We start from the raw sequence: 24406 nt of genomic DNA, 5'->3' as shown, positions 1-24406 counted from the left end.
CTTAGCCCCCCACCAACACATTGCTGGCCTGATCGACAAGGAGATTGCCGGCCGCGTCCGTCAATGCGCCATCCGGCCCCGGCTCGGGATCGGTGCCACCGTCTTGCTCCAAGGCTTCGACTCTGGCCGTCAGCGCCGCAAGCTGGCTGACCAGGTCGTGCAAGGCACCTGCGGTCAGTTCGATGAATACCGCACTACCGGCCGGCCACTCAGCGGCGGCCGTCCCCTCCTGGGCGCGGTCGATTGTCAGCACGCCTCCCGCCTGGGCCGTCACCGTGACGATTTCCCAGGCGCTACGTGCCGCATTGGTCAGCGTCACCTTGTACCAGGTGCCATTACCGAAGCTCAGTAGACCGGCCGCTGAGACAGGTACTGTCATCTGCTCGGCACCGGCCGGGAGCGTTGCGCTCAGCCCTGTTTGCCAATGGTTGATAAATCGCTGCATCACGCCTCCCGCGCGTCAAAAGACCAATCGACCAGCTCGCGACTGTCGTCTGTTTCGGTAACCGGCCCATCGGTGAGCACCATCAGTCGAGGCAGCCAGCCAACCCGGTACGCGCGGGCACCGGGGATCGGCGCTACGTTGGCCAGGTTGCCGTCCAGCACCAGGCTGGTATCGACCCAGCCGCTGCCCACGGCGGCGATTGCCCAGGGCTGTTCGTCCGGGCGGCGGTGCTGCGCAGACGGCAATTCGTAAACCAGTCCCGTCCCCCCACCCACTTGGGGGCAACGCACAGCAGCTCCAGTGGGCGGCTGTAGTCGAGCGACTCAAGGGCTGGGTCGAGATGGCCGGTGGCGCTGATCGAAGTAGCCGTCTTGCGCCAGTGGGTTTGTTTGACGCCTCGGCCGCTGGCCATACGCAGCTCGCGGCTGCCGCCAAAGGATTCGTAGCGCTGCCGGATCGGTCCGGAGTGCGGCAGTATCTCGATGCCACCGAGGACGAGCGGGACAATGTGCTCAGTCATTTCCGACGCATTCCTACCGTGCCGTGCATCAGGCGTGCGCGTTCCAGATCGTCTTGGAAGCGCTGCACTTCGTTCGGTGTACCTTCCAGGGCATAGGAACCGCCCCATGGCATGGCCAAATTGAGCGGCTGGCGTTCGCCCATGCGCTCCAGACCCTGCGGCAATGCGGGGAAGTCGGGCACGAATGGCTCGCGGCCCGGCAGCTCGCCTGTGCGGTTCATGTAGTCGAGGTTTGCCGCGCCCAGGCGCTGGGCCGAGCGGGCGTTGAGCATGAATTCTTTACGCGATGCGGCGACCAGGACGCTGTCACTCACCGTGCTACCGGGGCCGTCGATCCAGCCACCCGTGGCGCGTTTGATCGGTTTGCCGGTGATGATTTCTGCAGCCTGGTCATTAGCTGCGCCGGATGCTTTCGCGGCATCTGCTCCCGCGCCGATGTAGTTGACCGGGATCACCATGTACTTTTTCAGGCGCTCGGCCAGCTCTTTGGCCTGTTGTTCCAGGTACTCGGCGGACTGCTCGAAACCCGTAAACTCGATATTGATTCGCTTGAATGCCTCGGCCTGGGCCAGCAGCTCATCCATGCCTGCCTTGATTTCGTCCACCCTCGCCTGAGCATCGATGCGCTCGACGTCGGCTTGCATGCCCTCCAGGGCCTTGGCCTCGTCACCGATCTTGGCCAACTCGGCGGCAATGCCTGCAAAGCCATAGCTATTGGCCCCTGCTTCTTTCAGCTCGCGCAGGATCTCGCCTGCCTCGCGAGCCTGGCGAATAGCCTCCTCAGTGTCGCCCGCCACCAGCGACTGGCGCGCGCCTGCCTTCAGTGCTGTTACGTCGCCGAACTCGGCCGGACCGTCATCAGCAGCCGGGGCGCGCATATCCTTGACGAGCTGCTCGAACTCTTTTGCCAAGTCCGCGCGAGACTTCATCGCGGCCTGGGTTTTCTGGTTGGCCGCTTCTAACTGTTTGTTGGCCGCTTCGTAAGCCAGGATTTCTTTGCCCAGCGCGTCCTGGATGTTTTTGAGGTTGTCGGCCTTGATCTTGGCTACAGCTGCCGAATGGCGACCCTCGGCGGCCTCGCGCTCGGCGTGCTCATCTTTGATTGCGCCCAACGCCTTGCGGTAATCACTGGCCCTGCGCTGTGACGCCAGCGCGTCCTGGTTGATTTCGTCGGAGGTGTCCTGCCGGCTGATCAACTCGCCCTGGGCGCGGTAGTGTTCCTCGGCCAGGCGCAGGCGCTCGGCATACGCTTTGCGCTCGGCATCGGTCATGCGGGCCAGCGACTCGGCCGGCAGAATCACCGCATCGGCATACTCGGTGGTTTTCGTCACTGTGGCCTGCAAGCTAGCCTGGTAATCGGCCTGGCTTTTTTGCAGCTCGCGGATGCCATCAATGGTGTCGTACAGCTCGACCAGCTTGCCGCCCGTCCAGGCGACCACGCCCAGGGCCAGTGCGCCCTTGGCCAGCTTGGCCACGTCCGCCAGGTTCTTTAGTTTGGGGATCAGGCCAGTTGCCTCAATGCCCATCGCCCCCAGCGCGGCACGGCCTGCGCCGCTCACGGCGGGCAGCTTGCCCAAGTGCCCGCCTAGCAGCAGCAACGGGTTTATCAACCCGCGTACCGCTAACCCGAGCGGCACTACTACGGTGGCCATAGCACCCACTGCCAGCGTGGTATTCCGGACGGCGGGATCTAGCTGGGCGAAAAATGCGGCAACTTCTACCGCACTTTGTCCCAGGCGTAACAACTGCTGCGCAAGGTCAACCAGCCCTTGGGAGACTTGCGGATCGCTGATAGTGGCAGCCAGATCATTGATCGCCTGAATCAACCCACTGGTATCAGCACCGGAAAGCGCCTTGCTTACTGCATCGCGCAGCCGGGTCATGGCTGCGCCCACGGTGTCTGGCAGCCCCTGAGACTCGGCGCGAATCACATCGAACTGGCTAACCAGCGCGTCGGTTACCATTGCTGCAGTTAGCTCGCCCTCGGCTGCCATCTTGCGAAGCGCACCGATAGGCACGCCCAAGCCCGCAGCCAGCGCTTGCATAAGGCGTGGTGCCTGCTCGGCCACACTGTTGAATTCGTCACCGCGCAACGCCCCGGCTCCCAGTGCCTGGGCAAACTGAATTACGCCATTTTGTGCCTCGGCGGCCGTCGCACCGGACACGCGAAACGACAGCGCCACGGTTTCCGTCAGCTTGAGAATGTCGTCCTGACTACGCCCCGCCTCTTTCAGTGGCCGGCTGATACGGCCGTAAAGGGTCACCAGAGAGTCAACCGGCGCAGCACTGCGCTGTGCGATGCCCTCCAGGTTGGCCAAGGTGCTGTTGAACTCTTCTTGTGAGCTGGTGGCCAGGCGCAAGCGTCCAAGCATGGACTGGTACGCATCCACGGTAGTGGTCAGCCCCTCGATACCCCGCAGCGCCGCCGCCATGCCGGCATAGACCCCGACAAAGGCCACAGCCCCCGCCATGCGGGCTTGCCCTAGGGCAGCTGTCCAACCATTGGTTTGAAATACCAGTTCGGCGGTACGCTGGCGTAGCCGCACCTTGGCCTGCGCCAATTCGGCCAGGCTCAGCCCGCCTTGGGTGGCTAACACGCGGTACTGCTGTTGTAGCGCCACGACCTCGTTGCGGATCTCGCGGTGTGGTCGCACGTTCAGCGCCTGGCGCGCACCGGCAATGCGCGCTTGCTGGTCAGCGGCCTGGCTCGCTTGTGCCAAATCAGCCGCTAAACGCTTCTGCTCACTACTCAGGCGGCTGGTATCCACCCCCGCGCTTTTCAGCGCGCCGGACAACTGGGCGAGCTGGCCTTTTTGCCCGGCAATGGCCTGCTCCATTGCCCGCGCTTCGCCCGTCATTGCGCGGTAGGCTTGCTGCTGCGCCCTGGTGGGCTTCTCGGCGCGGACCAGTTCATCGGCAAGCTCGCGGATGCGTGCGCGGGTTGCGTTGAGTTGGGCCTGGTTCTCAGCTAGGCTGGATTGCATATCCCGAAAGGCATTGATCTGCCCTAGCGGCTGCTTGAGGCGTTCCACCAACTCTTGATAGCCGGCACGAAAGTCCTGCAACTGACGGCGACCATCGCGGGCATCGACTGAAATGGAGAGGCGTACATCACTCATGGAAACAACCCTGATTATGCTGGTGTTGGCACTGCTGCTGTTTTACTGGCCGGCTGCATTCATCGGCGCGGCGCTGCTGATCGCTGCTATCGGCCTGTTGGTTGCGCTGGTCGGGTTTTCTCTGCCCAAACTTCATTAACGTCCTTTTTGCGCCGCCTCGGCCGCGCTAGTCGCTTCATCCAACGCCGCTAGCCAGGTGCCCCAGGGGTAACTCCATAACTGGGTGTGGCCGTGCCGGATCAGGGCGCTGGCGTTTCGTTCAAGTCGTTTGAGAGCCGTTCCAGGAGCCGTTTTCCGGTCTCTGTGATTCGCTCCCTTAGGCCGAAAAAATCCTTGTTTACCTCCCGGCAAGCATCAAACAGCTCGCGCACCTGGTTGGGTGTCAGGCTGTCCAGGTCGTTTTGCTTCACATCCGTCATGGCCATCAGGTCGGCCAGGCTGATTTCGGCAATCAGGGTGTCGCCCACCAGGTCGTCACCCGCGCCATCGGCGGTGCGCTTCAACCAGGCGCGAATCTCACCCACGGTCAGCTCGCGCACGGTCACGCTCAACGCGCCGAGGGCAAGGGTCTTTGTCAGGGTCATGCTCATAACCAAAGGCTCCAATGCCGGGCCTGTGCGGCCCGGCGTTGCGGGTGGGTTTAAAGGAAGGTGGCGCGCCAGAAAGGCGACTCACCAGCCGGGCGCGTCGGGTCGGCCAGCACCTCACCCTTGCTCAGCAACTTGCCGGGGTTCTCGCCATCGATCAGCGCCAGTTCCTCGGCGGGCGGTGCCTTCCAGCGGTGAATCTCGACAACTACCGGGCGGCCGCTTTCGGCTTCGTTAAGGCCGTCGAATACCAGACGGTACTCGGCACCGGCTTCTACCAGCGGTTCAATGCGCGTGGCCTGGGTGCTGGTGTAGGCGATGGTGGCCGGGGTCGGCGCGGTGATGACCGCGCTGTCCTTCGGTACGCTCAGGCCGGCCGCCGAAACATTCACCGCCGACAGTGCAATCGGGGTGCTGTCGCTGGTTTTGGTCAGGGTGATCGACTTAGGGCCTGGAAACTCGGTCATGCTCAGACCACCCGGCTGCAGCACGATGGGTTCGGCGGTCACCGTTTCGGGCGGCAGGTCAATAATCTTGCCCTGCAGCACCATGGCGAGGTTTTCCTCGGGCCATTCCTGCATCTGCACGTCGAGCGTGATGCCATCCAGGGTGTCCAGGGTGGCGAGGTTGCCGCCACCCGGTTTGCGGTGTTGCTTCCAGGCCATCTGGTTGGAACGGTTGGCGAACTTGAGCGTTTCAACGTCGCCCAGGTCGCGCAGCGGTGCGTCCACAACGCCCAGGCGCTGGGCGTGAACAACGCCAACGCCCTTAAATACTCGTGGCTGTGCCATGGTCACTTACCCTCTACGTGTTCGCCGACCTTGAAGGTTTCGACGATAAGTTTTGCGTCCGCCTCGGACACGGGAATAACCGCGCCCTTGGGGTGTTTCTCGCCGGCATGGCGGTGGCCGTTATCGCTGGTGATCTTGACCTTCACCTTGGCTGGCTCGGCTGGTTTCGCCTTGTCTGCGGCTTTTGCTTCAGTTGCCATGTGCCCCTCCTAGCGGGTGCGTGGGTGTTCAAATTTCACCGGCCAGGTCAGCACCCAGGCGGCGGTGCCGGCTTTATCCAGCCCGGCGTGGTAAAGGTTGGCGGCGCGCACATCCTTGGCGTTGATGCTGTCCTCAAGCGCCAGGCCGCATCGGCTGCCCGGCAACGCTGCCTGTAGGGTGCTGGCCACCTGCAGCACATTCAGGGCACGGGGTAGGCCCTTGGCATCACCGGCCAGCACCACCGCAACGGCGTGCCCGTAGGCGATCAACTGACCACGGCCATTCAGTTCAAACTTGAGCCCTTCCAGGGCAATGCGGCAGGCGCGGGCTTTGGTTGCGTAGCGCTCCAGGTCGGCCGGGCTGAACCGCCCGCCATGCAGCGCGACCTCAACCTTGGGCGTAACGCCCTGGTACAACTCAGCGGTCCAGGCTTCGATGCCTTGCAGCACCTGGTCAGCGGTTAACTCAGTCATTGGCCAGGCTCTCTAGGTAGTCATCAATCAAACCCACAACGTCATCGCGATCCTGGCCTTCCAGGCCCAGGAACTCGCGCTGCTCGATCCCTCGGTCTGGGTCGCCGTACTGGTGTGTGGCCGCATAAATCAGCGGGCTACCCACCAACACGCTGTCGCCCTGCACCTCGTACGTGATGCTGTCCAGCAGGTGGCCATTGCCTTGCAACAGGCTCTGGCCGCTGTGCCGGGTTTCGGCGTACTCGGGCGACCAGTCCGGCCATCCCTGGCCGCCTGGGCTGGCTTTATCAACCGCAATGCGCCGCCGCGTCTGGCTCTCGACCTCTGCGCCGATCCCTTCCAGGAGCGGCGCGGTGTCCAGTTGTGCCAAGCGCTCCAGCCGGCCAGCCAGGCGTGGTTCAAACGCTAGGTTGGTGCTGATGGCGGCCCCAGTCACAGCAGGTCACCAAAGCGCTTGGGCTGGCTTTCAAACCAGGCCTCGCCGCTGCTTGCCTGCTCGGGCGGGGTTGGCAGGCCAAGGCCTGCGTCACCCGATGCCACCCGACGCAGGTAGCTGATGGCGTCCTCATAGCGCTTGCGCTTGTCCTCGGTCAGCGCACCGCCCTCGCTCGAAAGCAGGTACAGGGCGATATCGCCGACCAGGCCGGGGAAGCGCTCAGGCACCACCGGCAACGGCAAGCGATGCTTGGCGCTGACGTAGCTGTCGATTTCGGCACTGGCGCGGGCCAGTGCGTCCTCAACCACCAGAGCATCAATCACCCCGTCATCATCACGGTCGGCCACCAGCAGCACGGCGTTTTCGCCGTACTGCTTGATAAAGCCCGCCAGGGTTGCGTAGGCCATGGGTTAAGCCTCGCCGCCCTGAGGGTCAGCTGGCGGCGTGTCGTCTTTCTGCTCGCCGTCCTTGGAGGCAGGTGGAGGCTCAGTAGCGGGGGCCGCTGCGGGTTTAGCCGCTGCCTTGGCGGCCGGCTTTTTCGCGGCTGCTTTGGCACTGCCTCCAGCCTTGGCCGCTTTCGCGGCTGGGGCCTTCGCGGGCTTGGCCGCTGCCGCTGGTTTGGCATCCTTGCCAGGGTCAGCCGAGGTAGAGCCACCAACAGCGTCCGGCTCGGCCAGCTCACCATCGAGCAGCTCAACGGTAAGCACCGGGTCGGCCTGCAAACGCTCCAGCTCGGCCTCGGTAAAGCGGTCGGCCGGGTGATCGGTGGCGACTTTGCTGTGGGCGATGCCACAGCGGCGGAAGCCGTCCAGTTTCGAGGTGATACGAATGATCATGGCGGCGACCCCTTATGCGAGCCACGGGCAAACGAGCACCTTGGCGGTGTGATACCACTCGTTGCCGTCGTCGGTATCCTTCTCCAGGAGCTTGCGCGCGGCACCTTCCAGGCGCGGCGGAACCACCAGCAGGTTTGGCGTAATGCCTAGCGGGCGGCCACCGTCTGCCTTGAACTCACCCATAGCGGCGCGGGCGCTGCCATAAAACTCACCGGTAAGAGGCTGACGCGAGGCGTAGGCCATCTGCCAGAAACCAAAGCCGCCGTTGTTACGGGCACGCACGCCATGCACGTATTCGTCATGGTCAAAGACGTGATCGCTCTTGGTCGGGTCGGTTTTGCTCTCAAGCTCAGGCTTGATGCGCTCCTGGTAGATCAGCGGCTTGATGGCGCGGGTGGTATCCAGCAGGAACCACGCAGGGCCAGGGCTAGCGCCGGGAATATCGACGTTGCTGACCGACTCGGCCGAGCCTGTGCCGTCAACTTCCGGGAATACCGGGTGGTCGGTGTCGAAGAAATTCTGGCCGTCAAAGCACAGCGTGCTAAAGCCCGCGGCCAACAGGGCAAACATCAGTTCGTCCGGGTGGCTAGCAGCAGCGCGGCCCATTTCCTCGAACATCGGGCGGTAAATGCCTGCGGCGTCGTCTTCAATGGCGGTGCGTGGAACGGCCACGGTGCCTTCAAATTTCTTGTTGGTGATGGAGTAGCCGTGGGCGGCCATGTCCTTGAGAACACGCGCGCCAATCCATTCACGCAGTTTCGGGAACTGGCCTAGCCAGCCGTAAGTGTTGCTCGCAGTGGTACTGGGCACCACCGTGGCAATTTCTTTGAACAGACCTGGCGCAGACGCCAAGCCGCGTTGGTAGTCAGCGCGGTAGCCGACAAACAATGCTTGCAGCAGTGCGGGGGTTACAACGGCCATTATTTAGCCTCCGGGTTGATCAAGCTGAGGTATTCCGCCTCGGACATACCGAGCAGGCGCGCGGCATCCTTTTGCTCGGAGTTGAGAGCAGTGGTGGTTTTTGGCAGCTCATCACTGAGCACCTGCTCGGTGACGGATGGCGCGGCTTTTACGAACTCGCGGAAGCGCTCCAGACCGCCTTCTTGGTTACACGCTTTGACGTGGTAATCCTTGGTGGCAGGGGTGATCTTGCCGGCCTTGAGCGCGGCGGTGATCTCGCTATTGATGGCGGTTTCCAGCTCTTTTTCGTCGCGCTGGGTCAGGGCCTGCTCGGCGTTTTTGGCGCGTTGCTCCAGGGCGTTGTAATCGCCACGCGGCACAAACAGTTGCAGGGACGGGGATTTCTCGCTGTTCAACGCCGTTTCTTTGGCATCTTTAAGCGCTTGAATTGCCGCCACGGCTTGTTCCTCCGTGGCGTTTTCAGGCAAGCCGAGGGCTGCCCGGATGGCTTCTGTGAGCATCGGGGGTTTCTCCATTGATGGGACTTGTTCGGCGTTAAGCGCCTTGATCAACAGATTCGGCTTGTTGGTTAGGCCGAAACTGGAGAAGCGGTGAATGCGCCCGGTGTCGTCATAGGTGAAGACGGGCGACAGGTAGCGGTATTCGCGTTCGCTGATGGCGTTGCGGGCTTTGGCCGTCCAGTCCACGCGGGCTTCAAGCGCGCCGCGCTCATTTACCCGGTACTCCCGCGCCCAGCCGGATGCCGGGGCATCATCGCCCTGGGGGGCTTTCAGCTCGGTGGCGTGCAGGTAGTCAAACGGCAGGTCAGCTCCCTTGCTATGCGCCAGGGTGTTGGCCATTACTTCGGCCGGGTCATACGTCCAGGTGCGGCTGTCGCGGCCAACTACGGACGGGCCAGGCGGCAGCACCTCGACCCATTCAGGCACATCAGCGCTCAGCTCAAAACAGAGGGCTGTGGAGGTGGCGCGATTGTGGGGGGCGTTTTGTGTGTTCATGCCGCTAGTTTCGGCGGCATGACGGGGGCGGGATTAGAGGAAGGGGTTCAGTAACTGGCTAGGGCTGGTAAGCGGGGCGTTACGCCGTCTGCGATCCGGCAAGGGCTGCCCAGGCTTCGGGTATGGCAGCGGGGTTTTCTTGAACCTGGCTCGCCAGCCTGGCTTGATCAGATAGATATAACGGAACTGCAACAAGTTCCGGCGCACAGCACGGTGCAAATTGCCCCGCAAGTACTCCCCACGCTGGCCAGCCTTCTTGTGCGCAGTGAGCAGCATTGGGTGATAGGCCTCACCGTCCAGCTCATAGAAGCTGGTGCGGTGGTGGCCCAGGTACAGGAAATTGGCCGCCTGGTACACCACGCCCCAGCCACCACAGCGCTCATCAGCAAACGATTGCACCCAGGCCACCTTTGGGCAGGCCCGCTTGATGAACTTGAACGCATAGCTCAGGGCGCGGCTTTCGCTGTTGCGCGGTGCTATGTCATCCAGCCACATACGGTTTAGCTCCAGGTACTGATCAACCTGGGTGCCTGCCACGATCTTCTGCGCACCGGCCACCGGGTTTAGCGCATAGCCAAACTGCAACACGCCGCGCATCACGCCCTCGACCCATACCCCTAAGTGGATATAGGAGTTCATAACGATGCGGCCTGAATAGTGATTGGCAATGATGATGCGGTTTGCCTCGGCGCGCGGGATCAACGCGATATAGAAGGCGCTGCATCCAAAGCCTGCAAGCGCCAACTGGCCATTGAAATAGCCGACCTGGTCAGTGGTCGGCGGTGTGTACTCACCCGGCTGGGCTGGGTGATGGTCTTTCTTTGTCGCCATGAGCTACCTCGGATCGAGGCGCTCTAAGGCGCTCTGGATTCGGGCAGCTCACGGCTGTCTGACTATTGATGACCCGGCAACGCGGGCACTTGATTTGCAACAAAGTGAAGCCAGCGGCTTTGGCCAGTAAACGGCCACAGCCACCGCAGCGAATATCAATCACGGCAAGCCTTTAACTGTATGTCTAAACAGTGTTAATTTGCCCGCGCTTCGTCGACGAGGCGGGGGCCTTAGCTGGGCTTGCAGGCTGGTTCTGCGGTTCGGCGGCCGGCCAAGGTGGTGGAACACCTCGGCCGGTCGGCCCTTTCTTATGGCCGCTAAGGGCGGCCAGCCTTTCTAGTTGTTCTTCACGCCACTCAAGGCGTCCCCCGATACTGCGTTCTCCTTTAGTTCGCCCAGCAAGTGCGAGGCGTGTTCCTTCGATATTGCATACCAGCGTCTCTCGCCTGAACGATCACAAGGGGCGTTAGACCCCCGTTAGAAACGCAAAACGCCACCAACCCCACACCTTGGTGGCTCCCTCGCCGCCAAACAGCGCTTAGACGGCGTTTTAGGCGGTGTTAGTTTCCGGCTGTTTTTCTTCCAGGAGCTGCTGTGCTCTGGCCTTCCTGGACACGGCTCCGGGGTTGTAGTCCCAGCCTGGCTCGATGCCTTTGGGCACGCTGACTACCTGGCCGGTGCGTTGGTTTATGTACTCCTGCATGCCCAGGTCGGGCGCTTCGGTCATGTACTTGCCAGTGCCAATAAGGCGCTCGGCCTCGCGCTTGCTGATCTGGCGCACCCAGCACTTGCAGCCCCAGCCGTTGGGTGGAAAGTGCGACTGCCACCACGGGTGGTCAGCTGGCAGGATGATCCCGGCCCAGCCCACATGCTCTGGCCGGTGCTCGCGGCTTGGCCCCAACTGGTACAGCAAATAAGGCTGCGTTGCCGTGGTGCGCTCGATGCGCTGCCACTGGCCGGCCGCATGAGCCTGGCGCAGGTTTACGTCATAGATGGTGCGCAGGCGGCGCGGGCTGCCCAGTTGCACCTCGCGGGTTTCGCCACTCAGCGGATCGAGAAGCTCACCACGGCCCCACCAACCCAGCTTCTCCAGCAGCGGCTGCAACTCACGCTTGAACTGGGCAAAGGCCTGACCTGACTCGATCATTTCATCGACGTGCGAGCGGATCGCTTCCAGGATGTCCAGGCGCATGGCCTTGGCCACCGTCCAGGACGTGGCGTGTTCCTCGGCCCATACGTCGCGGTGATCAAAGCCGACCTTGATACCCTTGGCGCGGAAGTACTCCAGCGCATCCTTTGGCACTGGTACGGGCACATGCTCCTTGGTTGGGCCACTCACAGTGCGTCGCCTGCATCGCCTTGGCCGCGCGCCTTAAAGGCCGCGCGGGCGAGCTGCTCGATCAAGACGCTATCGTCCATCTGCTCAAGCAAGCCGGCCAGGCCAGCGCGGAAGGCATCGAAGTCGTCAGAGTCCTTGGCCAACTGCAACACCGGATCAAGCACCGGCCGCATCACAGGCACCCAGTCGGCGGCCGCCTCATCTACAAGCATGTCCAGGCTGTCGCGGGGCTTCTGTTCCTGGTTGAGCGCCTGGCGGTGGCCACCGCATCCTGGGCAGCTGCAGCGCTGTTCGGTATTGAGGGCAGGTGCTGCAACTGGCTGCTGGCCCGTAGGCTTGAGCAGCTGCGCGCCATCAGCCGGGGCGGATAGGCCGAACCGCCCCAGAATCGCCGACTGCTCGACTTGCAGACCGCGATCAATAAACGGCGTCAGGGCATCGGCCAGGGCCTTCAAGTCCTCTGGCTCTGTGACCTGGAATGCGACGCTCGGGTAGTTTTCCTGAGGGCCGAAGTTGTGATCGACAAACACGCGCACCAGATCGCGGTTGATCGTTGCGGCCAGTTGCTTGGCGTCGGCCTTGAGAATGTCGAGGCGCACATCGTTGTGCACGGTGGCCTGGCTCTGGCTCGACCCATCATCGGTGGTCATGGTCTGGCCGAGTACGGCCTTACTGACTTGCCTGTCCAGCCACTCGGCCAGGCGCGCGAACAGTTCGGCACCGCCTGTTGAGTTGGCGATCTCCTGAAACTCGATGAGCATTTCTTTCGGCAGCACGGCCGCCGCGTCGGCGGCGAGCTGGGCCACTGCGCGACGTAGCACGGCAATATCGTCCGGCTTAGCACCTGGGCCATAGCGGCCAATGCGCAGCGGCATGCCAAACAGCTCGGTGTAGCGCATCCAGTCCTTGAGGCTGAATGCCTTGCACATATACGACACGGCCACCAGGCGCGCCAACCCGCCACGGATCGGCAGGCCCGACTTTAACTTGGGGATATGGATAATCATCCGGCCGGGCGGAATCTCGCGACCTTCGCCGGCTTCCTCACGGATCAGCAGCTTACGGCCGGTCAGTTTGTCGAACTGGAACCAGCGCGGGTCACGGTGATCGTATTTCACCGGCCACAGCTGCTCGCCTTTCAGCTCCCAGCCGGGCTCTACAGCCGAGAAGCCTTTACCCAAACCATCGAGCAGATCGCTCACCAGGTCGGAAAACTCCGGGGCATCTACCAGCTTGCGCACAGCGTCGGCGATTTCCTCTGACCGGGCATCCTCGCCACCGGCCTCAACACTGACCGGCACGCCCGCTACAGCCCGCTTACGGGTGCCCAACACCGAGGCATAGTGCAGGTCTTTCTCTTCCATCTCTTCGGCGAGTACCAGGTACTCCAGGATGTCGCCGGTAGCAGCGTTCTGCAGGATGGTGCGCAGGCGCGCCGGGTCGAGCGACGACGATACCGAATCAACGCCCCAGGCCTGGTGAACGCCGGTTGTAGTGGCCTGGATCACCTCTTGCAGCATGGACTTTTTCGGGAACGGCTTACCGCTCGCGTCCAGGATTGGCGACTCATCCATTACAGAACACCTCCAGCCGCCCAGGTATTCACCGGGTCGGCGTTGTCATCATCGAATCCGGGTTTGTTGTTGCGGTCAGGGCGCACGGGTTCATAGCCATAGCTTTCAACTTCAAGACGTGTGGCGGCATAACCCAGTGCCAAAGCAATCGCGGCGTCGCCGTGGCGCTGGCCACCTTCGCCCTGGGTGCGGCTCTTACCGAGCTTGAGGATGCCGTCGATCATCTGCAGCGCTCGCAAGTCATCGAGCACCAGGGCATCGCGCGGTATCTCCAGCAAGGCGTCCTCAAAAGCCGCCTTAAACGCTGGCATGTTGTCCATATACCAGCGGTCGGAGAGCTTCACTTGCTGGATGCAGCCGCCATAACGGTGGCCAGCGGCTTCGGCCAGATACCCGCCGTTGCCGGTGGCATCCATGGCCCCACCCATCAGGCGTGGTAAGCGGTCGACGATGTAGAACAGCACCTGTTCCTGTTGGCGATACGGCATATTGCGCAGCTCGACCAGGAACGGCACACGGCAACGCAGATCGAGGCCGACCGCATAGGGCGCGATCACAGTCAGGTCGCCGGTACGGCCGAAGTCTTCACCAAAGGCATGCAGCTGCTGCGGATCGAGTAGCTTGAGCAGGGGCAGCAGCTCGCGCTCGCACCAGTCACGAATCTCGGCCTCACGCAGGCGCTCATCCCAGTGGGTGAACTCATCCGGCATTTTCAGGCGCACCACTGGCGCTTCGACCATGCGCGACTCGACCAGGGCGCGCGACAGTGCAGCGCCTGCCGACTCGGCCGGGATGCAATCCAGCTCCTCGGCCGCACCGTCGCCATAGAACGCATACACATCAGCGACCCAGGCGTCCTCGGCGGCCTGCGTCCACTCTTTACCCAGGCGCATGCACACGCGCCGGTACAGCCCATGGGCCACCGCATCGCGAAAGGTAATGCGCTGCACCACGCCCTTGCGCTTACCCGCGCGGATGTCCTGAATCAGGGTGTTAAAGGCGTTCTTCACCCCGTTATGGGTCGAGATAACGCGCAGCTGGCCGCCCCAGATCAGCAGCGCCAGGGCGGCTTTTAGCACTTCATCAAGCTGTTCGTGGAATGCCGCCTCATCGAGCACCACCCGACCTTGTCGACCGCGCAGGTTGGACGGCCGGCTGGTCAGCGCCACGATACGGTGGCCGCTGCCTGGGAAGGCAATGCCGAACGTTTTGATGTGCTTGTCGCCATCCTCCCAGATGCCTTCCTCAATTTCGCTGGCGGCGTGGTTGAACATCCGCGCCCACATTGCACAGGCCTGGATGTACTCAATGGTCATGTCCTGGTTGTAGGCGATGTAGTAGGTATTCATCCCGCCCGCGTCCTTGGCCGAGGCGGACAGCAGCACATCGTCTGCCGCTTCGGCCCAGGTGAGGCCGGTGCGCCGGCTTTTCTCGATGACCACCAGCGGGCCTTGCTCGGCGAGCCACTCCTGCTGGTACGGCAGCAGGACGGCCGGCACATCCAGGTCGGCGGTATTGGGGATTTGCTCGGCAAGGTTCACTTGGCCACCCCAAGGATCTCACGGCGCATCTCGGCCACGGTATCGGCGGTGAGGCCTCCTTTTTTGGCGATCTTCTCCACGGCATTAGCGGCGACTTCGGCACGCTCACGCACCTCGGCTTGCCATTTTTTCTGCACAACGGATGCGCGGCCCAGCTCGGCCACGGCCTTGGCCATCTTCGCCAGATCGACCTTGCCGTCCTGAGCCATAAGGCTGTTGAAAATCTGTTCCTGCACCAGGCGCATCAACGCTTCGTTGACTGCACCCTCATCATCAGGGGCGGCCGCTACCATGGCTTTTGCCTGCTCGCTGGCTGTCCTCAACGCGGCCAGGCGGCCTTCGAAGTTCTGGCCATATTCGTGCAGCGCTGATTTGCCGATGCTGTGGCCGCGCTCAGCCAAGGCAGAGGACAGCAGCTCGTATTGGCTGAAATTGTTCTCGATCAACGCCTGGTCAAGCCACGCCTTTACCTCGGGCGGGAGCGCCAGCACCTTGCTTCTAGGTGGCATAGGTCAAGCGCTCCAGTATTTTTCCGGGCGAGCAATGCCTGCATTGCATTCGATGGTGTACTCGGCGATATCCACTCCATAGTGGGTCAGGCCACAGACCCACGGGCCGGACGGCTGTTTCTTCAGCGTTACCAGGCGGCGGTCGTGCAGGTAGTCCAGCTCGCGGCGCAGCTCCAGCTGCGTGGCGTCTGGATAGATTCCCTGGATGGTAGACAGCACCACCGCCTCATGCGGGTCAACCGGGCGCGAGGTATTCAGGGTCAGCAGGATGTACCAGCGCAGGGTTTCCCGGCGTGCTTTGGCTGCATCGATCATTGCGCGTTCCTTTTGAGCAGGATGTTTTCAAACTTGAGCGCCAAGCCATCCAGCTTGGCCTCGATCACAGACTGGCCACGCACCCAATCCTCGCGCCGGACATATTCCAGCGGCAGTTCAGCCTTGAAGTGGAGGAACGCGCGGTCCAGTTTCTGCAATGCTTCCGCGTCCTTGTCCTGACGCTGCAATACCTTGGCGAAGCTATCTTCCCAGTGTTGGCTGGCGATCTTTCGCGCCTCATCCTGGCCAGCGAAACGCTCACCAAGACGCTTCTCGAACTGCCAGAGCAGCAACTTGACCAGCCCGGTGATGATCGTGGCGAACACACCCATCAACGTGGCGGCGGTGCCTAAATCCATTTGCATCAGTGCGTCTCCTGTACGGCATCAATCAGAAGGTCAAGCTGCGCGGCGGTGTTGCGGCACTGCTCGGCGTAGCGAGTGTGGTGCTCCAGGACGTCGCGCTGGCTGATGCCTGAATCGAGTTGCTCAGCGGCTCGGCCTTCGGCGACTTGCGCAGCAGCTCGGCCGGTATCTGAGGCCGTGGGCATTCCGGGGGCGGCGGCTCCGGTTGCTTCGTCATAAACGCGCACCCAACCAGCAGTGAACACGCAAGCAGGCAGAGGCTTAGGCGGCGCGTCGAGGGCGTCACGATAGAGGTCGTTAACACGGGCAATCTCCCCTGTAAGGCGGTCTGTGGTTTTTCGGTGGGTGCGCTGCTGCTCGGCCAGGTCGGCGGCTAGCTTGTCGTTGTGGGCTTGCTCTTCCTGCAGGCGTTTGGCGGCTGCTTTGGCACTGGCGGCAGCGCGGCGGGTCATATCAAGTTGCGCCCCTGCATGCTCCAGACGCAGCTGTTCTAGGGCCAGCGCGCCGTCACTTTTGGCTTGGGCATGCCCCTGGTCGTAGGCATCTTGCAGAGCTGACAGAAAGAACGAGAGTGCAAGAAGTAATAGGCCAAGCCCCAAGCCTGCCTTGAACCAGGTCGAGCTGAAAGCGCTCATAGGCCCGCCTCACAAAGCTTGCGCTCGGCCGCACGGCGAAGCACTAGCCCACCCAGTTTGCGACCACCGGCGCTCACCCAGTAACTGAGCTGTGCGCAGGCTGGCTGGATACGGCCAGCCTGCAGATGCAGCAGCAGGGTCGAGTGGCGGCCACTCTTGAGCCAGACAAAGCCGTCTTTTACGCCCGGTTTGCCGGGGCCGACGTTGTAGATAAAGGACAGAAAGGCCGCGATGCTTTTGATATCCATGCTCGCGATAACCTTGATGGGCACCCAGCGTTCAAAAACCTCCGCTGCCTCCTGGAGCGCGAGCCGGGTTTTCTGGTCGCACTCGGCATCTGTCGCCACGTCGCCAAGGCGCACGCCATACGTCCATCCCTCACAGATTGTCGGGATGCCTACAGGGTCGAGGTACGCCAGCAGGTTGCGACCTTCGTAATGGGCGACAACGGGTGTGGCGGCAACGATTGCCAGCGCGATGCGGCTTTTAATGCCCACGGGGTGCACCTCCGATCAGCGCGCGTAGCTCGGCCAGGCGCTGATTGCCGAACTCAGGCGCGGAACTGGTGTGGTGAATGACGCTGTTTTTGGCTTCGCGACGGGGGGCCGCTGGTGGGGTTTCGCGTGCGCTTTGCGCGCGACGGTCGATGTGTGCCCGGTAGCTCTTGACCTTGGCAAAGCCAATCCGCACGTATTCCTCTACCAACGGCCGCAACTCGGCTGGGCAGCGCTCCATCATCAATTGGCGCTGCGCCAACACCGGCTCGGCCAGAATGGCGGCGGCCAGGTCGCGCGGGTTGGGCTGGGATACGGGGGCTTGAATGTTCATGCCGCCATAGTCGGCGGCATGAGAGGGGAGGCTTTAGAGGATGGGGTTCAGCGGTGCGGCTAGGGTTTATGGCCGGATTGATAGCTGGAGCGTGCACAACCATTGCTGTCATAACTTACGTGAGTGACAGCAAGGTACTTATCTTTCCAGTAGGTGCTGCTACCGGCACCCTGCGCGCCATCATTGTTGGGCTTGCCATACATGCTTTCCACATCCTTGCGAGTCATGCCAGGCACCACCTCGCCACGCACTTTCGCGGTGCGTAGATCGCGATCAGACAACCCTGTAGAGCAAGGGGGCGGCGCGACTGATCCACCCACCACCGTAACCCCTCCAGAGGTAGGCCGGGGGGCTCGCATATCATCGGCCAGTTGCTTGAACTCCTGGCGCAGTAAGTCTCGCCGACTGCCTGGCTCCGGTGCCATCGTTGACGGTGTGCTGCTACCACTGGGGGCAGCATTGTGAGCCCGCACCACATCGGCCAGCACCTTTCCGTCCGGGCACTGCTGCTGAGTAAATGTCACTTTTCCTGAAGCGTCCACACATTTGAACACGGTGGCCGCTTGAGCCGGCAGCGCTGTACAGCACAGTAGAGCAAGCAATAGACGCATGGTTCCCTCCTTAACAGTCAATGCAACTTTAACGCGAGACCCCTCGCAACCCAAGCAGGCGGCTAATCGAACAACCCTGATTGGCTGCTGCTCAAAGGCTGCTTGAGAATAATCCAGACGCGGCGATCACTCAGACGATACGTGCGGGCGAGCTCTGCAACCACCGTATTAGCGGAAACACCGTCACGCACAGCCTGTTCAAACTGGCGATGCATTTCAAGATCGCGCAACCGGCGTAGTGCCACGTCACACCGGGGAATGTACACATCATCACGCTCTGGCATGAGTTGTGTCAGCCGTTGCGCGGCCTCTTCGCCCACAATATCGGCCAAGGCGGCAACCCGCGCCTGCCCCGATGGGCCAAAGCCTTTGGCAAAGAACCAGGACGTGCCGCCAATTTCGTCTACCAGCTTCATCGCCGCTGGTAGCCCTGCAATGTCGGCAATACGGCGGACAGTCTCCGGCAACAACTCGCGTACCTGCTCAATATTCACTGTACAGGCCTCCCGTGGCGTTTGGCATCGTAGGTCAGTGCAGCAATCAGGCGGCGCAGCTGGTCGGCGTCGCACCACTCGACACGCTCAACCTTGAACATGCGCAGGGCCATCGCATCGGCATAGCTCCAGGGGCGATTAGCTTCGGCTAGGAAGGCCTCGATCTTGGATACCTGGGCGGCACGGTCAGGTGCTGGCTTGGGGGCTGCGCGTCGGGCTTTCTTCGCAGGGGCTGGCTTAAAGCCCAGGCGCTCAAACTCGGCCAGAACCTCACTGGTCTGACGCTTGTCCAGGTCTTTTGCCGAACGCACGCGGGCAATGCGAAACAGCAACGCCCGGTAGGTGTCGTCATCGAGGCCGAGCTGCTGCTTGGCAATATGGATTTTAGCCAGGCTCATTGCAGCCGCCCGCGACGCTTCAGAACTGACGGAGTTTCGTAGTAACACGCCTTGCAATGGGCGGCTAAGCCGTCCTTTCTCCGCGTTTCCCGGAAAAAGAACTCTTCGTCAGCAGGCCAGTATTCACTGCACTTGCTGCATAGCTTTTCCGGGCCATACCAGGCGGCTCGTTGAGTGGGCGTCGCATAATCGGCAGGTTGAACATTCATACCGGGTTCCTCGGGTTCATGGCATCGCGGAATGCCTGCGGGTCGCGCCTGGCCATGCCCGCCATGTAGCGGGTCATAAGCGTTATCACTTCCTCGACTTCCTCATACTCACCAACCTGCTGCATCAGCGCCCAGTCGGCACGGGTGCCCCGGTAGGTGGTCAGTTTTGTCACTTCCGCGCCCACACGCTCTCGATGCGCCGCGTCGCGGTTGCGCTTGTCCTGTTGGCGGTCGGCATCCTGCTTGCGGATGCGCTCCGTCCGTTTTGTCTTACTCATCTTGGCTGCTCATCAGTACCGGGCAACCACACCCGGCAGACCGTCGCCCTGGTGGGCGAGGTTTCGCTTAGTGCAGTGCTAGTGGCGCTTGCCCCTGGACACCATGGTTAAGCTGTACATCGCTGGCAGCACATAACCCAGCAGCTGCATCGTCCATGGCGCGCTGGCTCAAAGCCTTAGTTTTGGCATTGCGATCCACCGTCTTGCCCTTCTCGATCTCGGGGTGGTGCTTGAGCATGTACGCATCAGCGGCAGGCGATGGCTCAGCCCCTGCGAACTCGGAGACCTTGGAGCTGACTCCCCACACCCAGGCCTCGCAGAACTGATCGGCGCGCTTGGTTTTGGTTGTCGACTTACAGCGCTTGAGCGCCGTGCCGATGTAGTCGCGACGCGCCTGGCGTACCTGACGTAGCAACACTGCCATCGTGTAACTGGCCAGCTCGGCCATTTCACCGATAAAGCGCCACTCACCGAGTCCAGCCATAAACAGCAGGCGGCAGGCATAGGCTTTAGCCACCGTGCCGGCCAAGTTCGCCTCCCACTGCACGGGCTTCATTTTCGAGCCGCTCCGGGTGCCGTGCTCCTCGATGTCGATCATGTCCACGTCCGACTGTTCGAGCTGGTACTTCTCCATCAGCGCGCGGGCCTGGCGCATTGCTGCAGCGGCTTCGTGCGGGTTGCTGCTATTGGCCAGGCTCAAGCACTTCTTGATCTTGTCCAGGGCTTTCTTGTGATCCATGTTGCTCTCCGTACTCGGCTGCTCATCAGTACCCAGCAACCACGCTGGGCAGACCACCACCGGCTAGGCCGGGGCGGTTTCGCTTAGGGGTTCAGTGCGTCCTCCAGGGCTTTGCCGGTGGCCAGCTTGACCGTGACTTTGGCCGGGATCTCGATGGCCGCGCCGGTTGCCGGGTTGCGACCAGTACGGGCGGCACGCTGGCTGGCCTTGAGTTTGCCGAGACCGGGCAGCGGCACGTCGCTCCCGGCTTTAAGGGTGCGGGTGGCGATGATGGACAGACGGTTAAGCACCGCCTCGACTTGGGTTTTATTGATCGGCGTACCGCTTACACCCACTTCCTGGGTGATGGTGTCGATCAGGTCTTTTTGCGTCAGTTGCATGGTGATTCCTCGCTTAGTGCAGGGTTGGTTTGGGTTCGGTGGTAGTTGCATTGCGCTTGGCCTGGCACTTCGGGCACTGGCACGGCCGCTTGGCTGCCTTGTTCAATATTCCTTGGGCGACCTCGACCAGGCCTTTGGCGAGCAGCGCAGCGGCAGTTTCTTCGCCGCTGCCTTCGTGGCGGATGGAGATCCCACCGTCCAGGTCGTTGATGGTGATGGTGTGTTGAGCCATGGCGTCGGCCTCCTAGCGTTGGTGTTTGAAGCTGATGTGATAATCGCGAGCCCTTTGGCGCACGGTCTTTTCGGTCATGTGCAGCTGCTTGGCGATCCACTTCGGCGGTTCGCCCAGGGCGGCGCGCGCCATGATCTGCGCGGCCTGCTTGGTTTCTAGGTCGCTGGCCGTATCTGGTGCTGGTTCAGGCTGCGGCTTAGCAGGCTCAACCGTTGCAGGTGCCGTTGATGCTGGTGCCGCCTGGAACAGGTGGGCGTAGACAGGCGTCTTCTCGGCGTTGATGACGAATACCGCTGGCGCATCGCTCATCTGGTAGCCGATCTGCTCGATCTTTCCGCCCTTGGCCAGAAACGCCTCGGTGGCCTGTTCAATGCGCAGTGCCTCGTTTTCCAGATGCGCGGAACGCTCCGGCAGTGGATGGTTGTGAGTTTCGTTGTAGCGCTGCATTCAAGCCCCCAGCGCCCGGAAACCCGGCCCATTGCGTTCGCCCAGGTACTGGATGTAGCGAGCAAGAGCGGTCATCCCTTCACGCTGACTCGCTGCCTCAGGGACACCAGGCACGAACAGCGTTTCGTTGTCGTGACGAGATAAGCGCGCCGTGACCTCGATGGTGTCGCGGACCTTTTGGTCTGTGCCCGTGGCGATTCCGATGGCTCCATCGGGCACAGACGAGCCGAACTGGATGTGCCCGGAGGCGAAGCAATAGGCGATGACTTTGGCGGTACTGGGCTTAGGCTCGACGGCTTGATCCAGGTATTCGATACCATCACGTGGGTGGTACGGGTTGCTGTGCTTCTCACCGTCCAGCTTGATCAGCAAGTGCGAGCCGCTGGCGCCGGTAATCGTTCCAGGCTTGCCGTAGGCATTGACCCGGCCGCCTTTTTTGGCCGCGACGTGGTAGTTGGTGCGGATGTATTCCAAGCTCATGTTTAGTCCTCCTCGGAACGCAGGCGCTCAAGCAATTCGGCCGCTTTCTCAGCCTTCGGGCCAGTGATAACCGTCACTAGGTAATCGCTACCGCTGTTCAACTCCAGGTGCACTACGTCGAAGACATCCGCCTCGCTTTTTTCAGCGTCATCAAGCAGATTGAGCAAAGAGGTGCTCGGCCAGGTCATTTTCGTCAGAAGTCCCATCTCACACCCCCGCAATATCAAGGCTGACCGTCTTGTAAGCCCCGTCTTTCTGGCGCTCCTGCACTCGGACATAGATCGCTTTGCCAGATACGGCCAGGCTGTCCTTGACCGCCTCCATGGCCTTTTTCCACTCGGGGTCATCGATCTCTATCCGCATCATTTCGGCAACGCGGGAAACGCTGATTTCGCCCTGGCGATTGAGGCGAAATGCATTGGTAGCGATGGTGACCAGGTGCTTGTTCGATTCATCGCTCCAGGAGCGGATGCACTCGAATACCTTGGCCTTGGCGACCTCCATTTCCTCTGTGTAGGTGATGCGGTCTGCGGAGACCCGTTGCACCCTGTAGCTGCCATCAAAGCTCGTGAGCGTGACGTTGCCCTTCGGCCCGCCAAGCTTCATGTCGTACTTCTCGCCCGCGATGCTGATGAGGTCATCAATATCAGCCAGGGCTTTGGCTTTCAGCACCTTGAGTGCGGCGCTAAGGGTCACTGCCATGGTGGCGATTTCGGTCACAACTCCATCGCGCAGCTTGTCCTGCTCTCGGATCTCGGTTTCGTGCACCAAGCCGCCTACGGCGTTGCGCACCCAGCCTTCGGGGATCTGAATTTGTTGTGCTTGCATGTAATTGTCCTCAGTGAAAAGTCAGGTCGATGCCAGCCGGGGCGGCGGTGTTCAGGTTGTCGCGGTAGCTAATGGGTTCGCGCCATTCCAGAAATACGCCCTGAAACAGCGCGGTGAAGGCGGTGCTGCCCGCCGTTGCGCGGCGTGTGAGCCCAAGCACCTGGCGCTGGCTCACCAGACGGCGGCCGGCTTCGTGGTCGATTTCCAGGCGGTTGCCCTGCAGGTCAATGCGGTGCAGGCGTACGCCCTGGCGCTGTAATTCGCGGCAGGCTTGGTTGAAGTTGGCGACCTGGGCGCGGTGGTCCTTGGTAAGCACTTTCAACGGCCGTTCAGTGGATGCGTGCATGGGCGTTCTCCTGGGCGGTGCAGGTGGGGTTGTTTGCGCAGAACTGGCAGGCGCGCCAGTGCTGCATCGCGCTGGGGTTGTGGGTTGGCGCTGCTTTTTCGCGGTAGCTTTGGCACTGCGCGCTGGTGACAACCTCGCCCAGGGCCACGCAGTCCAAACGGCCCAGCACATCCATTACGCGGCGTTCAACGCCAGCCGTGCTGGGTGATGGGTAGCGGTTGGCGAGCACCAGGCTTACAGCGGTGCGGCTCATGCCGATGCGCTGACCGGTTTTGGTCATGTTGCTGCGGGCCACCTCGGCCCCCAGCAGTTGCACAAACAGCGGGGGCTGCTCGCCCCAGGCTTCAAGGCGGACGGCGTTCATTCGTCCACCTCGGCTGGCTGGCGATAAACCACTTCACCCAGGTTGGGATCGAACACCTGACCAACGCGCTGGATCATCGGCGGTCGTGGGCCGGTGTCTGCACCATGGGCCAGGCGGTAGCGCGCCATGGTCGCAGGAGTGCCGGGCTTACCGACCACAACCAGCACCAGGTACTCGGCTTTATGCAGCCATTGCAGGTAAGACCTGGCCGTGTTCAGGCTCACGGCCTCGCCGCAGGCAAGGGTGCTCTGCACCAGGTCGCGGGCGTCCACTTCACGCAGGATGCGTAGGCTGCGCCACATGGCCTCGACCCCGCGCCCTTGAGTGTTGAGCGTGCCGTCGCGGTTGAGCTTCGGTGCTTCGGCTCCTACGTCCTTTTGCAAGGTGTAGGTCGCAGCAGCGTAAGTTTTGCCGTTCTTCAGCACGTAGCCACCAGCAATCAGGCAACGCAGGAAGGTCAGCACGGTGTCGTCTTCAACCTTTGCTGCTCGGGCCAGGCTGTACACGCTGGCACCGTCACGGCACTCGCGCAGGGCTTCCCAAATGCGCTGGCGGTTGCTTTTGCCGCCCAGCATTTGCAGGTCAGCGGGCTTGCGTCCTGTCGCCATTACACCCCCCTCCGTGGCGGCTGACCGTTGTACCAGCCACGCTTAGCCCAGGTGGCCAAGTCCATGCTGTTCAGACCCAGCGCCTGGGCTTCGCTGTGGACGCGGTACAGGTTGACCGCCACGCGGCGCAGGCAGCCTTTGACCTCGCGGTGCAGGTCGGCCAACAAATCGTCAGCCATGCTCACTTTCGGGTAACTAACGCGGGCCAGTTGTTGCACATCCACTGTCGTGGCAGGTTGGGCTGGTACCCACTCCAGCACGCGGTTATGCAGGCGCTCCAGCTTGGCCAGGCTGGCGGGCACGCGCTCTTCACCGATCAGCACGATGGTGCCCTGGCTGGCGTTATAGAGGTCGGTCAGGACGTTGGCGGCGGCCTTGTCCAGCAGGTACTGCACGTCATCAACAATCAGCGGGCGACCGCTGCGGCTGAGTTGCTCGGCGATCTGGTCAACCATCTCGCTCAGGGTGCGTCCTGGCAGGATGCCCATGTCGCGAAGGATGGCCAGCAGAAAGGCCTTTTTCGTCCAGGTGTCGCGGCACTCAACGTAGTACGCGCGGTGTTGGTTCGCCGCCCAGGTGGCAGCCACCGACTTACCAAGGCCGCTGGCCGCATACATCACGATCAAGCCTGGCAAGCCCTGCGGACGCAACATGGCGCGCTCGATGGCGCTGGCCAGCAGGCCCACATTGGTCAAAGGTACGATTTTAGAAACACTCATTGTTGTAGCTCC

At 62.0% G+C, this 24406-nt stretch carries 40 protein-coding genes and 2 other RNA genes; 1 reads left to right on the top strand and 41 read right to left on the bottom strand.

Annotated features, from left to right (window positions below; all coding sequences use genetic code 11):
• Position 1: 1 nt before the first annotated feature.
• From AC0T4W_RS22510 to AC0T4W_RS22500, 3 genes are all read right to left on the bottom strand, one after another.
• Positions 2-379, bottom strand: a complete 378-nt coding sequence (locus tag AC0T4W_RS22510; protein WP_476315906.1) for a hypothetical protein — start codon at positions 377-379, stop codon at positions 2-4.
• Positions 380-444: 65 nt separating this feature from the next.
• Positions 445-735 carry a hypothetical protein gene (locus tag AC0T4W_RS22505; RefSeq protein ID WP_476315908.1) on the bottom strand — a complete coding sequence of 97 codons (291 nt, stop codon included), beginning with the start codon at positions 733-735 and terminating at the stop codon, positions 445-447.
• Between the two features lie 226 nt (positions 736-961).
• The gene (locus tag AC0T4W_RS22500) at positions 962-4084 is read right to left on the bottom strand and encodes a tape measure protein (RefSeq protein WP_476322168.1); all 3123 of its coding nucleotides are present in this window, start codon (positions 4082-4084) and stop codon (positions 962-964) included.
• Here AC0T4W_RS22500 and AC0T4W_RS22495 point away from each other — a divergent pair.
• Positions 4083-4223: a hypothetical protein gene (locus tag AC0T4W_RS22495; RefSeq protein WP_476315914.1), complete on the top strand. Its 141-nt coding sequence runs from the start codon at positions 4083-4085 to the stop codon at positions 4221-4223. The genes AC0T4W_RS22500 and AC0T4W_RS22495 overlap by 2 nt on opposite strands.
• 100 nt (positions 4224-4323) lie before the next feature.
• Here the strand turns inward: AC0T4W_RS22495 and AC0T4W_RS22490 are convergent, their stop codons facing one another.
• The 38 genes from AC0T4W_RS22490 to AC0T4W_RS22305 all read right to left on the bottom strand — a co-directional run bounded on the left by AC0T4W_RS22490 (position 4324) and on the right by AC0T4W_RS22305 (position 24394).
• Positions 4324-4674 (bottom strand): hypothetical protein, encoded by a 351-nt coding sequence (locus tag AC0T4W_RS22490; RefSeq protein WP_476318884.1) that lies wholly within the window; start codon positions 4672-4674, stop codon positions 4324-4326.
• A 50-nt stretch (positions 4675-4724) separates the two neighbouring features.
• Positions 4725-5462, bottom strand: a complete 738-nt coding sequence (locus AC0T4W_RS22485) for a phage tail tube protein (protein WP_476315920.1) — start codon at positions 5460-5462, stop codon at positions 4725-4727.
• Positions 5463-5464: 2 nt separating this feature from the next.
• Positions 5465-5662 carry a DUF7210 family protein gene (locus AC0T4W_RS22480; protein ID WP_476315923.1) on the bottom strand — a complete coding sequence of 66 codons (198 nt, stop codon included), beginning with the start codon at positions 5660-5662 and terminating at the stop codon, positions 5465-5467.
• Between the two features lie 9 nt (positions 5663-5671).
• On the bottom strand, positions 5672-6136 hold the full coding sequence (locus tag AC0T4W_RS22475; protein ID WP_476319117.1) for a hypothetical protein: 465 nt from the start codon (positions 6134-6136) through the stop codon (positions 5672-5674).
• A complete protein-coding gene (locus AC0T4W_RS22470; protein WP_476315929.1) occupies positions 6129-6572 on the bottom strand; it encodes a phage virion morphogenesis protein in 444 nt (147 codons plus the stop codon). Before AC0T4W_RS22470 ends, AC0T4W_RS22475 begins: the two co-directional genes overlap by 8 nt.
• Complete coding sequence (locus tag AC0T4W_RS22465) at positions 6569-6979, bottom strand: gp436 family protein (RefSeq protein WP_476315932.1); 411 nt, start codon at positions 6977-6979, stop codon at positions 6569-6571. The genes AC0T4W_RS22470 and AC0T4W_RS22465 overlap by 4 nt, the downstream gene beginning before the upstream one ends.
• A gap of 3 nt (positions 6980-6982) precedes the next feature.
• Positions 6983-7408, bottom strand: coding sequence for an HI1506-related protein (locus AC0T4W_RS22460; protein ID WP_476315935.1), 426 nt, complete (start codon positions 7406-7408; stop codon positions 6983-6985).
• Between the two features lie 12 nt (positions 7409-7420).
• Complete coding sequence (locus AC0T4W_RS22455; protein ID WP_476315938.1) at positions 7421-8329, bottom strand: Mu-like prophage major head subunit gpT family protein; 909 nt, start codon at positions 8327-8329, stop codon at positions 7421-7423.
• The gene (locus AC0T4W_RS22450) at positions 8329-9324 is read right to left on the bottom strand and encodes a phage protease (RefSeq protein ID WP_476315941.1); all 996 of its coding nucleotides are present in this window, start codon (positions 9322-9324) and stop codon (positions 8329-8331) included. Before AC0T4W_RS22450 ends, AC0T4W_RS22455 begins: the two co-directional genes overlap by 1 nt.
• Before the next feature lie 33 nt (positions 9325-9357).
• Positions 9358-10155 (bottom strand): Mom family adenine methylcarbamoylation protein, encoded by a 798-nt coding sequence (locus tag AC0T4W_RS22445; protein ID WP_476315944.1) that lies wholly within the window; start codon positions 10153-10155, stop codon positions 9358-9360.
• Positions 10115-10318 (bottom strand): Com family DNA-binding transcriptional regulator, encoded by a 204-nt coding sequence (locus AC0T4W_RS22440; protein WP_476315947.1) that lies wholly within the window; start codon positions 10316-10318, stop codon positions 10115-10117. Before AC0T4W_RS22440 ends, AC0T4W_RS22445 begins: the two co-directional genes overlap by 41 nt.
• 387 nt (positions 10319-10705) lie before the next feature.
• Positions 10706-11494 (bottom strand): phage head morphogenesis protein, encoded by a 789-nt coding sequence (locus tag AC0T4W_RS22435; protein ID WP_476315951.1) that lies wholly within the window; start codon positions 11492-11494, stop codon positions 10706-10708.
• Positions 11491-13068: a DUF935 domain-containing protein gene (locus AC0T4W_RS22430; RefSeq protein WP_476323014.1), complete on the bottom strand. Its 1578-nt coding sequence runs from the start codon at positions 13066-13068 to the stop codon at positions 11491-11493. Before AC0T4W_RS22430 ends, AC0T4W_RS22435 begins: the two co-directional genes overlap by 4 nt.
• Positions 13068-14609 carry a hypothetical protein gene (locus AC0T4W_RS22425; protein ID WP_476315959.1) on the bottom strand — a complete coding sequence of 514 codons (1542 nt, stop codon included), beginning with the start codon at positions 14607-14609 and terminating at the stop codon, positions 13068-13070. The genes AC0T4W_RS22430 and AC0T4W_RS22425 overlap by 1 nt, the downstream gene beginning before the upstream one ends.
• Positions 14606-15118 carry a DUF3486 family protein gene (locus tag AC0T4W_RS22420; RefSeq protein ID WP_476315961.1) on the bottom strand — a complete coding sequence of 171 codons (513 nt, stop codon included), beginning with the start codon at positions 15116-15118 and terminating at the stop codon, positions 14606-14608. Before AC0T4W_RS22420 ends, AC0T4W_RS22425 begins: the two co-directional genes overlap by 4 nt.
• A 3-nt stretch (positions 15119-15121) precedes the next feature.
• Positions 15122-15433, bottom strand: a complete 312-nt coding sequence (locus tag AC0T4W_RS22415) for a hypothetical protein (RefSeq protein WP_476315964.1) — start codon at positions 15431-15433, stop codon at positions 15122-15124.
• Positions 15430-15798, bottom strand: coding sequence for a hypothetical protein (locus AC0T4W_RS22410; protein ID WP_476315967.1), 369 nt, complete (start codon positions 15796-15798; stop codon positions 15430-15432). Before AC0T4W_RS22410 ends, AC0T4W_RS22415 begins: the two co-directional genes overlap by 4 nt.
• Positions 15798-16433 carry a DNA-packaging protein gene (locus AC0T4W_RS22405; RefSeq protein ID WP_476315970.1) on the bottom strand — a complete coding sequence of 212 codons (636 nt, stop codon included), beginning with the start codon at positions 16431-16433 and terminating at the stop codon, positions 15798-15800. The genes AC0T4W_RS22410 and AC0T4W_RS22405 overlap by 1 nt, the downstream gene beginning before the upstream one ends.
• On the bottom strand, positions 16430-16930 hold the full coding sequence (locus AC0T4W_RS22400) for a lysozyme (protein WP_476323011.1): 501 nt from the start codon (positions 16928-16930) through the stop codon (positions 16430-16432). Before AC0T4W_RS22400 ends, AC0T4W_RS22405 begins: the two co-directional genes overlap by 4 nt.
• Entirely contained in the window at positions 16920-17261 is a 342-nt protein-coding gene (locus AC0T4W_RS22395; RefSeq protein ID WP_476315976.1) for a hypothetical protein, read from the bottom strand. The genes AC0T4W_RS22400 and AC0T4W_RS22395 overlap by 11 nt, the downstream gene beginning before the upstream one ends.
• A gap of 59 nt (positions 17262-17320) precedes the next feature.
• Positions 17321-17872 (bottom strand): DUF4124 domain-containing protein, encoded by a 552-nt coding sequence (locus tag AC0T4W_RS22390; RefSeq protein WP_476315979.1) that lies wholly within the window; start codon positions 17870-17872, stop codon positions 17321-17323.
• 62 nt (positions 17873-17934) lie between these two features.
• Entirely contained in the window at positions 17935-18366 is a 432-nt protein-coding gene (locus AC0T4W_RS22385) for a Mor transcription activator family protein (RefSeq protein ID WP_476315982.1), read from the bottom strand.
• Positions 18363-18764, bottom strand: a complete 402-nt coding sequence (locus AC0T4W_RS22380; RefSeq protein WP_476315985.1) for a gp16 family protein — start codon at positions 18762-18764, stop codon at positions 18363-18365. The genes AC0T4W_RS22385 and AC0T4W_RS22380 overlap by 4 nt, the downstream gene beginning before the upstream one ends.
• Entirely contained in the window at positions 18761-18973 is a 213-nt protein-coding gene (locus AC0T4W_RS22375; RefSeq protein WP_476315988.1) for a hypothetical protein, read from the bottom strand. Before AC0T4W_RS22375 ends, AC0T4W_RS22380 begins: the two co-directional genes overlap by 4 nt.
• Positions 18970-19251, bottom strand: coding sequence for a hypothetical protein (locus tag AC0T4W_RS22370; protein WP_476315991.1), 282 nt, complete (start codon positions 19249-19251; stop codon positions 18970-18972). Before AC0T4W_RS22370 ends, AC0T4W_RS22375 begins: the two co-directional genes overlap by 4 nt.
• Positions 19251-19320, bottom strand: an RNA gene (locus tag AC0T4W_RS22365) — hammerhead ribozyme type II. Before AC0T4W_RS22365 ends, AC0T4W_RS22370 begins: the two co-directional genes overlap by 1 nt.
• Positions 19319-19990, bottom strand: coding sequence for a DUF2786 domain-containing protein (locus tag AC0T4W_RS22360; protein ID WP_476315994.1), 672 nt, complete (start codon positions 19988-19990; stop codon positions 19319-19321). Before AC0T4W_RS22360 ends, AC0T4W_RS22365 begins: the two co-directional genes overlap by 2 nt.
• Positions 19991-20002: 12 nt before the next feature.
• Positions 20003-20075, bottom strand: an RNA gene (locus AC0T4W_RS22355) — hammerhead ribozyme type II.
• Positions 20074-20370: an HU family DNA-binding protein gene (locus tag AC0T4W_RS22350; RefSeq protein WP_476315996.1), complete on the bottom strand. Its 297-nt coding sequence runs from the start codon at positions 20368-20370 to the stop codon at positions 20074-20076. The genes AC0T4W_RS22355 and AC0T4W_RS22350 overlap by 2 nt, the downstream gene beginning before the upstream one ends.
• Before the next feature lie 13 nt (positions 20371-20383).
• Positions 20384-20602, bottom strand: a complete 219-nt coding sequence (locus AC0T4W_RS22345; protein ID WP_476315999.1) for a hypothetical protein — start codon at positions 20600-20602, stop codon at positions 20384-20386.
• A gap of 12 nt (positions 20603-20614) precedes the next feature.
• On the bottom strand, positions 20615-21049 hold the full coding sequence (locus AC0T4W_RS22340) for a hypothetical protein (protein ID WP_476316002.1): 435 nt from the start codon (positions 21047-21049) through the stop codon (positions 20615-20617).
• Positions 21050-21529 carry a hypothetical protein gene (locus AC0T4W_RS22335; protein ID WP_476316005.1) on the bottom strand — a complete coding sequence of 160 codons (480 nt, stop codon included), beginning with the start codon at positions 21527-21529 and terminating at the stop codon, positions 21050-21052.
• A gap of 2 nt (positions 21530-21531) precedes the next feature.
• The gene (locus AC0T4W_RS22330; protein WP_476316008.1) at positions 21532-21735 is read right to left on the bottom strand and encodes a hypothetical protein; all 204 of its coding nucleotides are present in this window, start codon (positions 21733-21735) and stop codon (positions 21532-21534) included.
• 1 nt (position 21736) lies between these two features.
• On the bottom strand, positions 21737-22357 hold the full coding sequence (locus AC0T4W_RS22325; protein ID WP_476316011.1) for a DUF3164 family protein: 621 nt from the start codon (positions 22355-22357) through the stop codon (positions 21737-21739).
• A gap of 10 nt (positions 22358-22367) precedes the next feature.
• Positions 22368-22703, bottom strand: coding sequence for a hypothetical protein (locus AC0T4W_RS22320; protein WP_476316013.1), 336 nt, complete (start codon positions 22701-22703; stop codon positions 22368-22370).
• Positions 22687-23067, bottom strand: coding sequence for a hypothetical protein (locus AC0T4W_RS22315; RefSeq protein ID WP_476316016.1), 381 nt, complete (start codon positions 23065-23067; stop codon positions 22687-22689). Before AC0T4W_RS22315 ends, AC0T4W_RS22320 begins: the two co-directional genes overlap by 17 nt.
• Complete coding sequence (locus AC0T4W_RS22310) at positions 23064-23675, bottom strand: hypothetical protein (protein ID WP_476316018.1); 612 nt, start codon at positions 23673-23675, stop codon at positions 23064-23066. The genes AC0T4W_RS22315 and AC0T4W_RS22310 overlap by 4 nt, the downstream gene beginning before the upstream one ends.
• On the bottom strand, positions 23675-24394 hold the full coding sequence (locus AC0T4W_RS22305; RefSeq protein ID WP_476316021.1) for an AAA family ATPase: 720 nt from the start codon (positions 24392-24394) through the stop codon (positions 23675-23677). The genes AC0T4W_RS22310 and AC0T4W_RS22305 overlap by 1 nt, the downstream gene beginning before the upstream one ends.
• Between the last annotated feature and the right edge of the window lie 12 nt (positions 24395-24406).

Source organism: Pseudomonas sp. C7.1, from assembly GCF_056312395.1.
Note: the sequence above shows the minus strand (reverse complement) of the source record. Positions and strands in the feature narration are given on the sequence as shown.

Excerpts from the sequence above, each read along its gene's own strand:
- AC0T4W_RS22360 (WP_476315994.1), bottom strand. The coding sequence starts at position 19,990 with ATGGATCACAAGAAAGCCCTGGACAAGATCAAGAAGTGCTTGAGCCTG.
- AC0T4W_RS22325 (WP_476316011.1), bottom strand. The coding sequence starts at position 22,357 with ATGCAAGCACAACAAATTCAGATCCCCGAAGGCTGGGTGCGCAACGCC.
- AC0T4W_RS22415 (WP_476315964.1), bottom strand. The coding sequence starts at position 15,433 with ATGATCGATGCAGCCAAAGCACGCCGGGAAACCCTGCGCTGGTACATC.
- AC0T4W_RS22445 (WP_476315944.1), bottom strand. The coding sequence starts at position 10,155 with ATGGCGACAAAGAAAGACCATCACCCAGCCCAGCCGGGTGAGTACACA.
- AC0T4W_RS22455 (WP_476315938.1), bottom strand. The coding sequence starts at position 8,329 with ATGGCCGTTGTAACCCCCGCACTGCTGCAAGCATTGTTTGTCGGCTAC.
- AC0T4W_RS22350 (WP_476315996.1), bottom strand. The coding sequence starts at position 20,370 with ATGCAACTGACGCAAAAAGACCTGATCGACACCATCACCCAGGAAGTG.
- AC0T4W_RS22345 (WP_476315999.1), bottom strand. The coding sequence starts at position 20,602 with ATGGCTCAACACACCATCACCATCAACGACCTGGACGGTGGGATCTCC.
- AC0T4W_RS22420 (WP_476315961.1), bottom strand. The coding sequence starts at position 15,118 with ATGCCACCTAGAAGCAAGGTGCTGGCGCTCCCGCCCGAGGTAAAGGCG.
- AC0T4W_RS22395 (WP_476315976.1), bottom strand. The coding sequence starts at position 17,261 with ATGAACATTCAAGCCCCCGTATCCCAGCCCAACCCGCGCGACCTGGCC.
- AC0T4W_RS22490 (WP_476318884.1), bottom strand. The coding sequence starts at position 4,674 with ATGAGCATGACCCTGACAAAGACCCTTGCCCTCGGCGCGTTGAGCGTG.
- AC0T4W_RS22465 (WP_476315932.1), bottom strand. The coding sequence starts at position 6,979 with ATGGCCTACGCAACCCTGGCGGGCTTTATCAAGCAGTACGGCGAAAAC.
- AC0T4W_RS22510 (WP_476315906.1), bottom strand. The coding sequence starts at position 379 with ATGACAGTACCTGTCTCAGCGGCCGGTCTACTGAGCTTCGGTAATGGC.
- AC0T4W_RS22495 (WP_476315914.1), top strand. The coding sequence starts at position 4,083 with ATGGAAACAACCCTGATTATGCTGGTGTTGGCACTGCTGCTGTTTTAC.
- AC0T4W_RS22330 (WP_476316008.1), bottom strand. The coding sequence starts at position 21,735 with ATGGGACTTCTGACGAAAATGACCTGGCCGAGCACCTCTTTGCTCAAT.
- AC0T4W_RS22310 (WP_476316018.1), bottom strand. The coding sequence starts at position 23,675 with ATGGCGACAGGACGCAAGCCCGCTGACCTGCAAATGCTGGGCGGCAAA.
- AC0T4W_RS22430 (WP_476323014.1), bottom strand. The coding sequence starts at position 13,068 with ATGGATGAGTCGCCAATCCTGGACGCGAGCGGTAAGCCGTTCCCGAAA.
- AC0T4W_RS22340 (WP_476316002.1), bottom strand. The coding sequence starts at position 21,049 with ATGCAGCGCTACAACGAAACTCACAACCATCCACTGCCGGAGCGTTCC.
- AC0T4W_RS22335 (WP_476316005.1), bottom strand. The coding sequence starts at position 21,529 with ATGAGCTTGGAATACATCCGCACCAACTACCACGTCGCGGCCAAAAAA.
- AC0T4W_RS22410 (WP_476315967.1), bottom strand. The coding sequence starts at position 15,798 with ATGCAAATGGATTTAGGCACCGCCGCCACGTTGATGGGTGTGTTCGCC.
- AC0T4W_RS22475 (WP_476319117.1), bottom strand. The coding sequence starts at position 6,136 with ATGACTGAGTTAACCGCTGACCAGGTGCTGCAAGGCATCGAAGCCTGG.
- AC0T4W_RS22375 (WP_476315988.1), bottom strand. The coding sequence starts at position 18,973 with ATGAATGTTCAACCTGCCGATTATGCGACGCCCACTCAACGAGCCGCC.
- AC0T4W_RS22405 (WP_476315970.1), bottom strand. The coding sequence starts at position 16,433 with ATGAGCGCTTTCAGCTCGACCTGGTTCAAGGCAGGCTTGGGGCTTGGC.
- AC0T4W_RS22485 (WP_476315920.1), bottom strand. The coding sequence starts at position 5,462 with ATGGCACAGCCACGAGTATTTAAGGGCGTTGGCGTTGTTCACGCCCAG.
- AC0T4W_RS22315 (WP_476316016.1), bottom strand. The coding sequence starts at position 23,067 with ATGAACGCCGTCCGCCTTGAAGCCTGGGGCGAGCAGCCCCCGCTGTTT.
- AC0T4W_RS22390 (WP_476315979.1), bottom strand. The coding sequence starts at position 17,872 with ATGCGTCTATTGCTTGCTCTACTGTGCTGTACAGCGCTGCCGGCTCAA.
- AC0T4W_RS22460 (WP_476315935.1), bottom strand. The coding sequence starts at position 7,408 with ATGATCATTCGTATCACCTCGAAACTGGACGGCTTCCGCCGCTGTGGC.
- AC0T4W_RS22370 (WP_476315991.1), bottom strand. The coding sequence starts at position 19,251 with ATGAGTAAGACAAAACGGACGGAGCGCATCCGCAAGCAGGATGCCGAC.
- AC0T4W_RS22305 (WP_476316021.1), bottom strand. The coding sequence starts at position 24,394 with ATGAGTGTTTCTAAAATCGTACCTTTGACCAATGTGGGCCTGCTGGCC.
- AC0T4W_RS22500 (WP_476322168.1), bottom strand. The coding sequence starts at position 4,084 with ATGAGTGATGTACGCCTCTCCATTTCAGTCGATGCCCGCGATGGTCGC.
- AC0T4W_RS22320 (WP_476316013.1), bottom strand. The coding sequence starts at position 22,703 with ATGCACGCATCCACTGAACGGCCGTTGAAAGTGCTTACCAAGGACCAC.
- AC0T4W_RS22380 (WP_476315985.1), bottom strand. The coding sequence starts at position 18,764 with ATGAGCCTGGCTAAAATCCATATTGCCAAGCAGCAGCTCGGCCTCGAT.
- AC0T4W_RS22450 (WP_476315941.1), bottom strand. The coding sequence starts at position 9,324 with ATGAACACACAAAACGCCCCCCACAATCGCGCCACCTCCACAGCCCTC.
- AC0T4W_RS22480 (WP_476315923.1), bottom strand. The coding sequence starts at position 5,662 with ATGGCAACTGAAGCAAAAGCCGCAGACAAGGCGAAACCAGCCGAGCCA.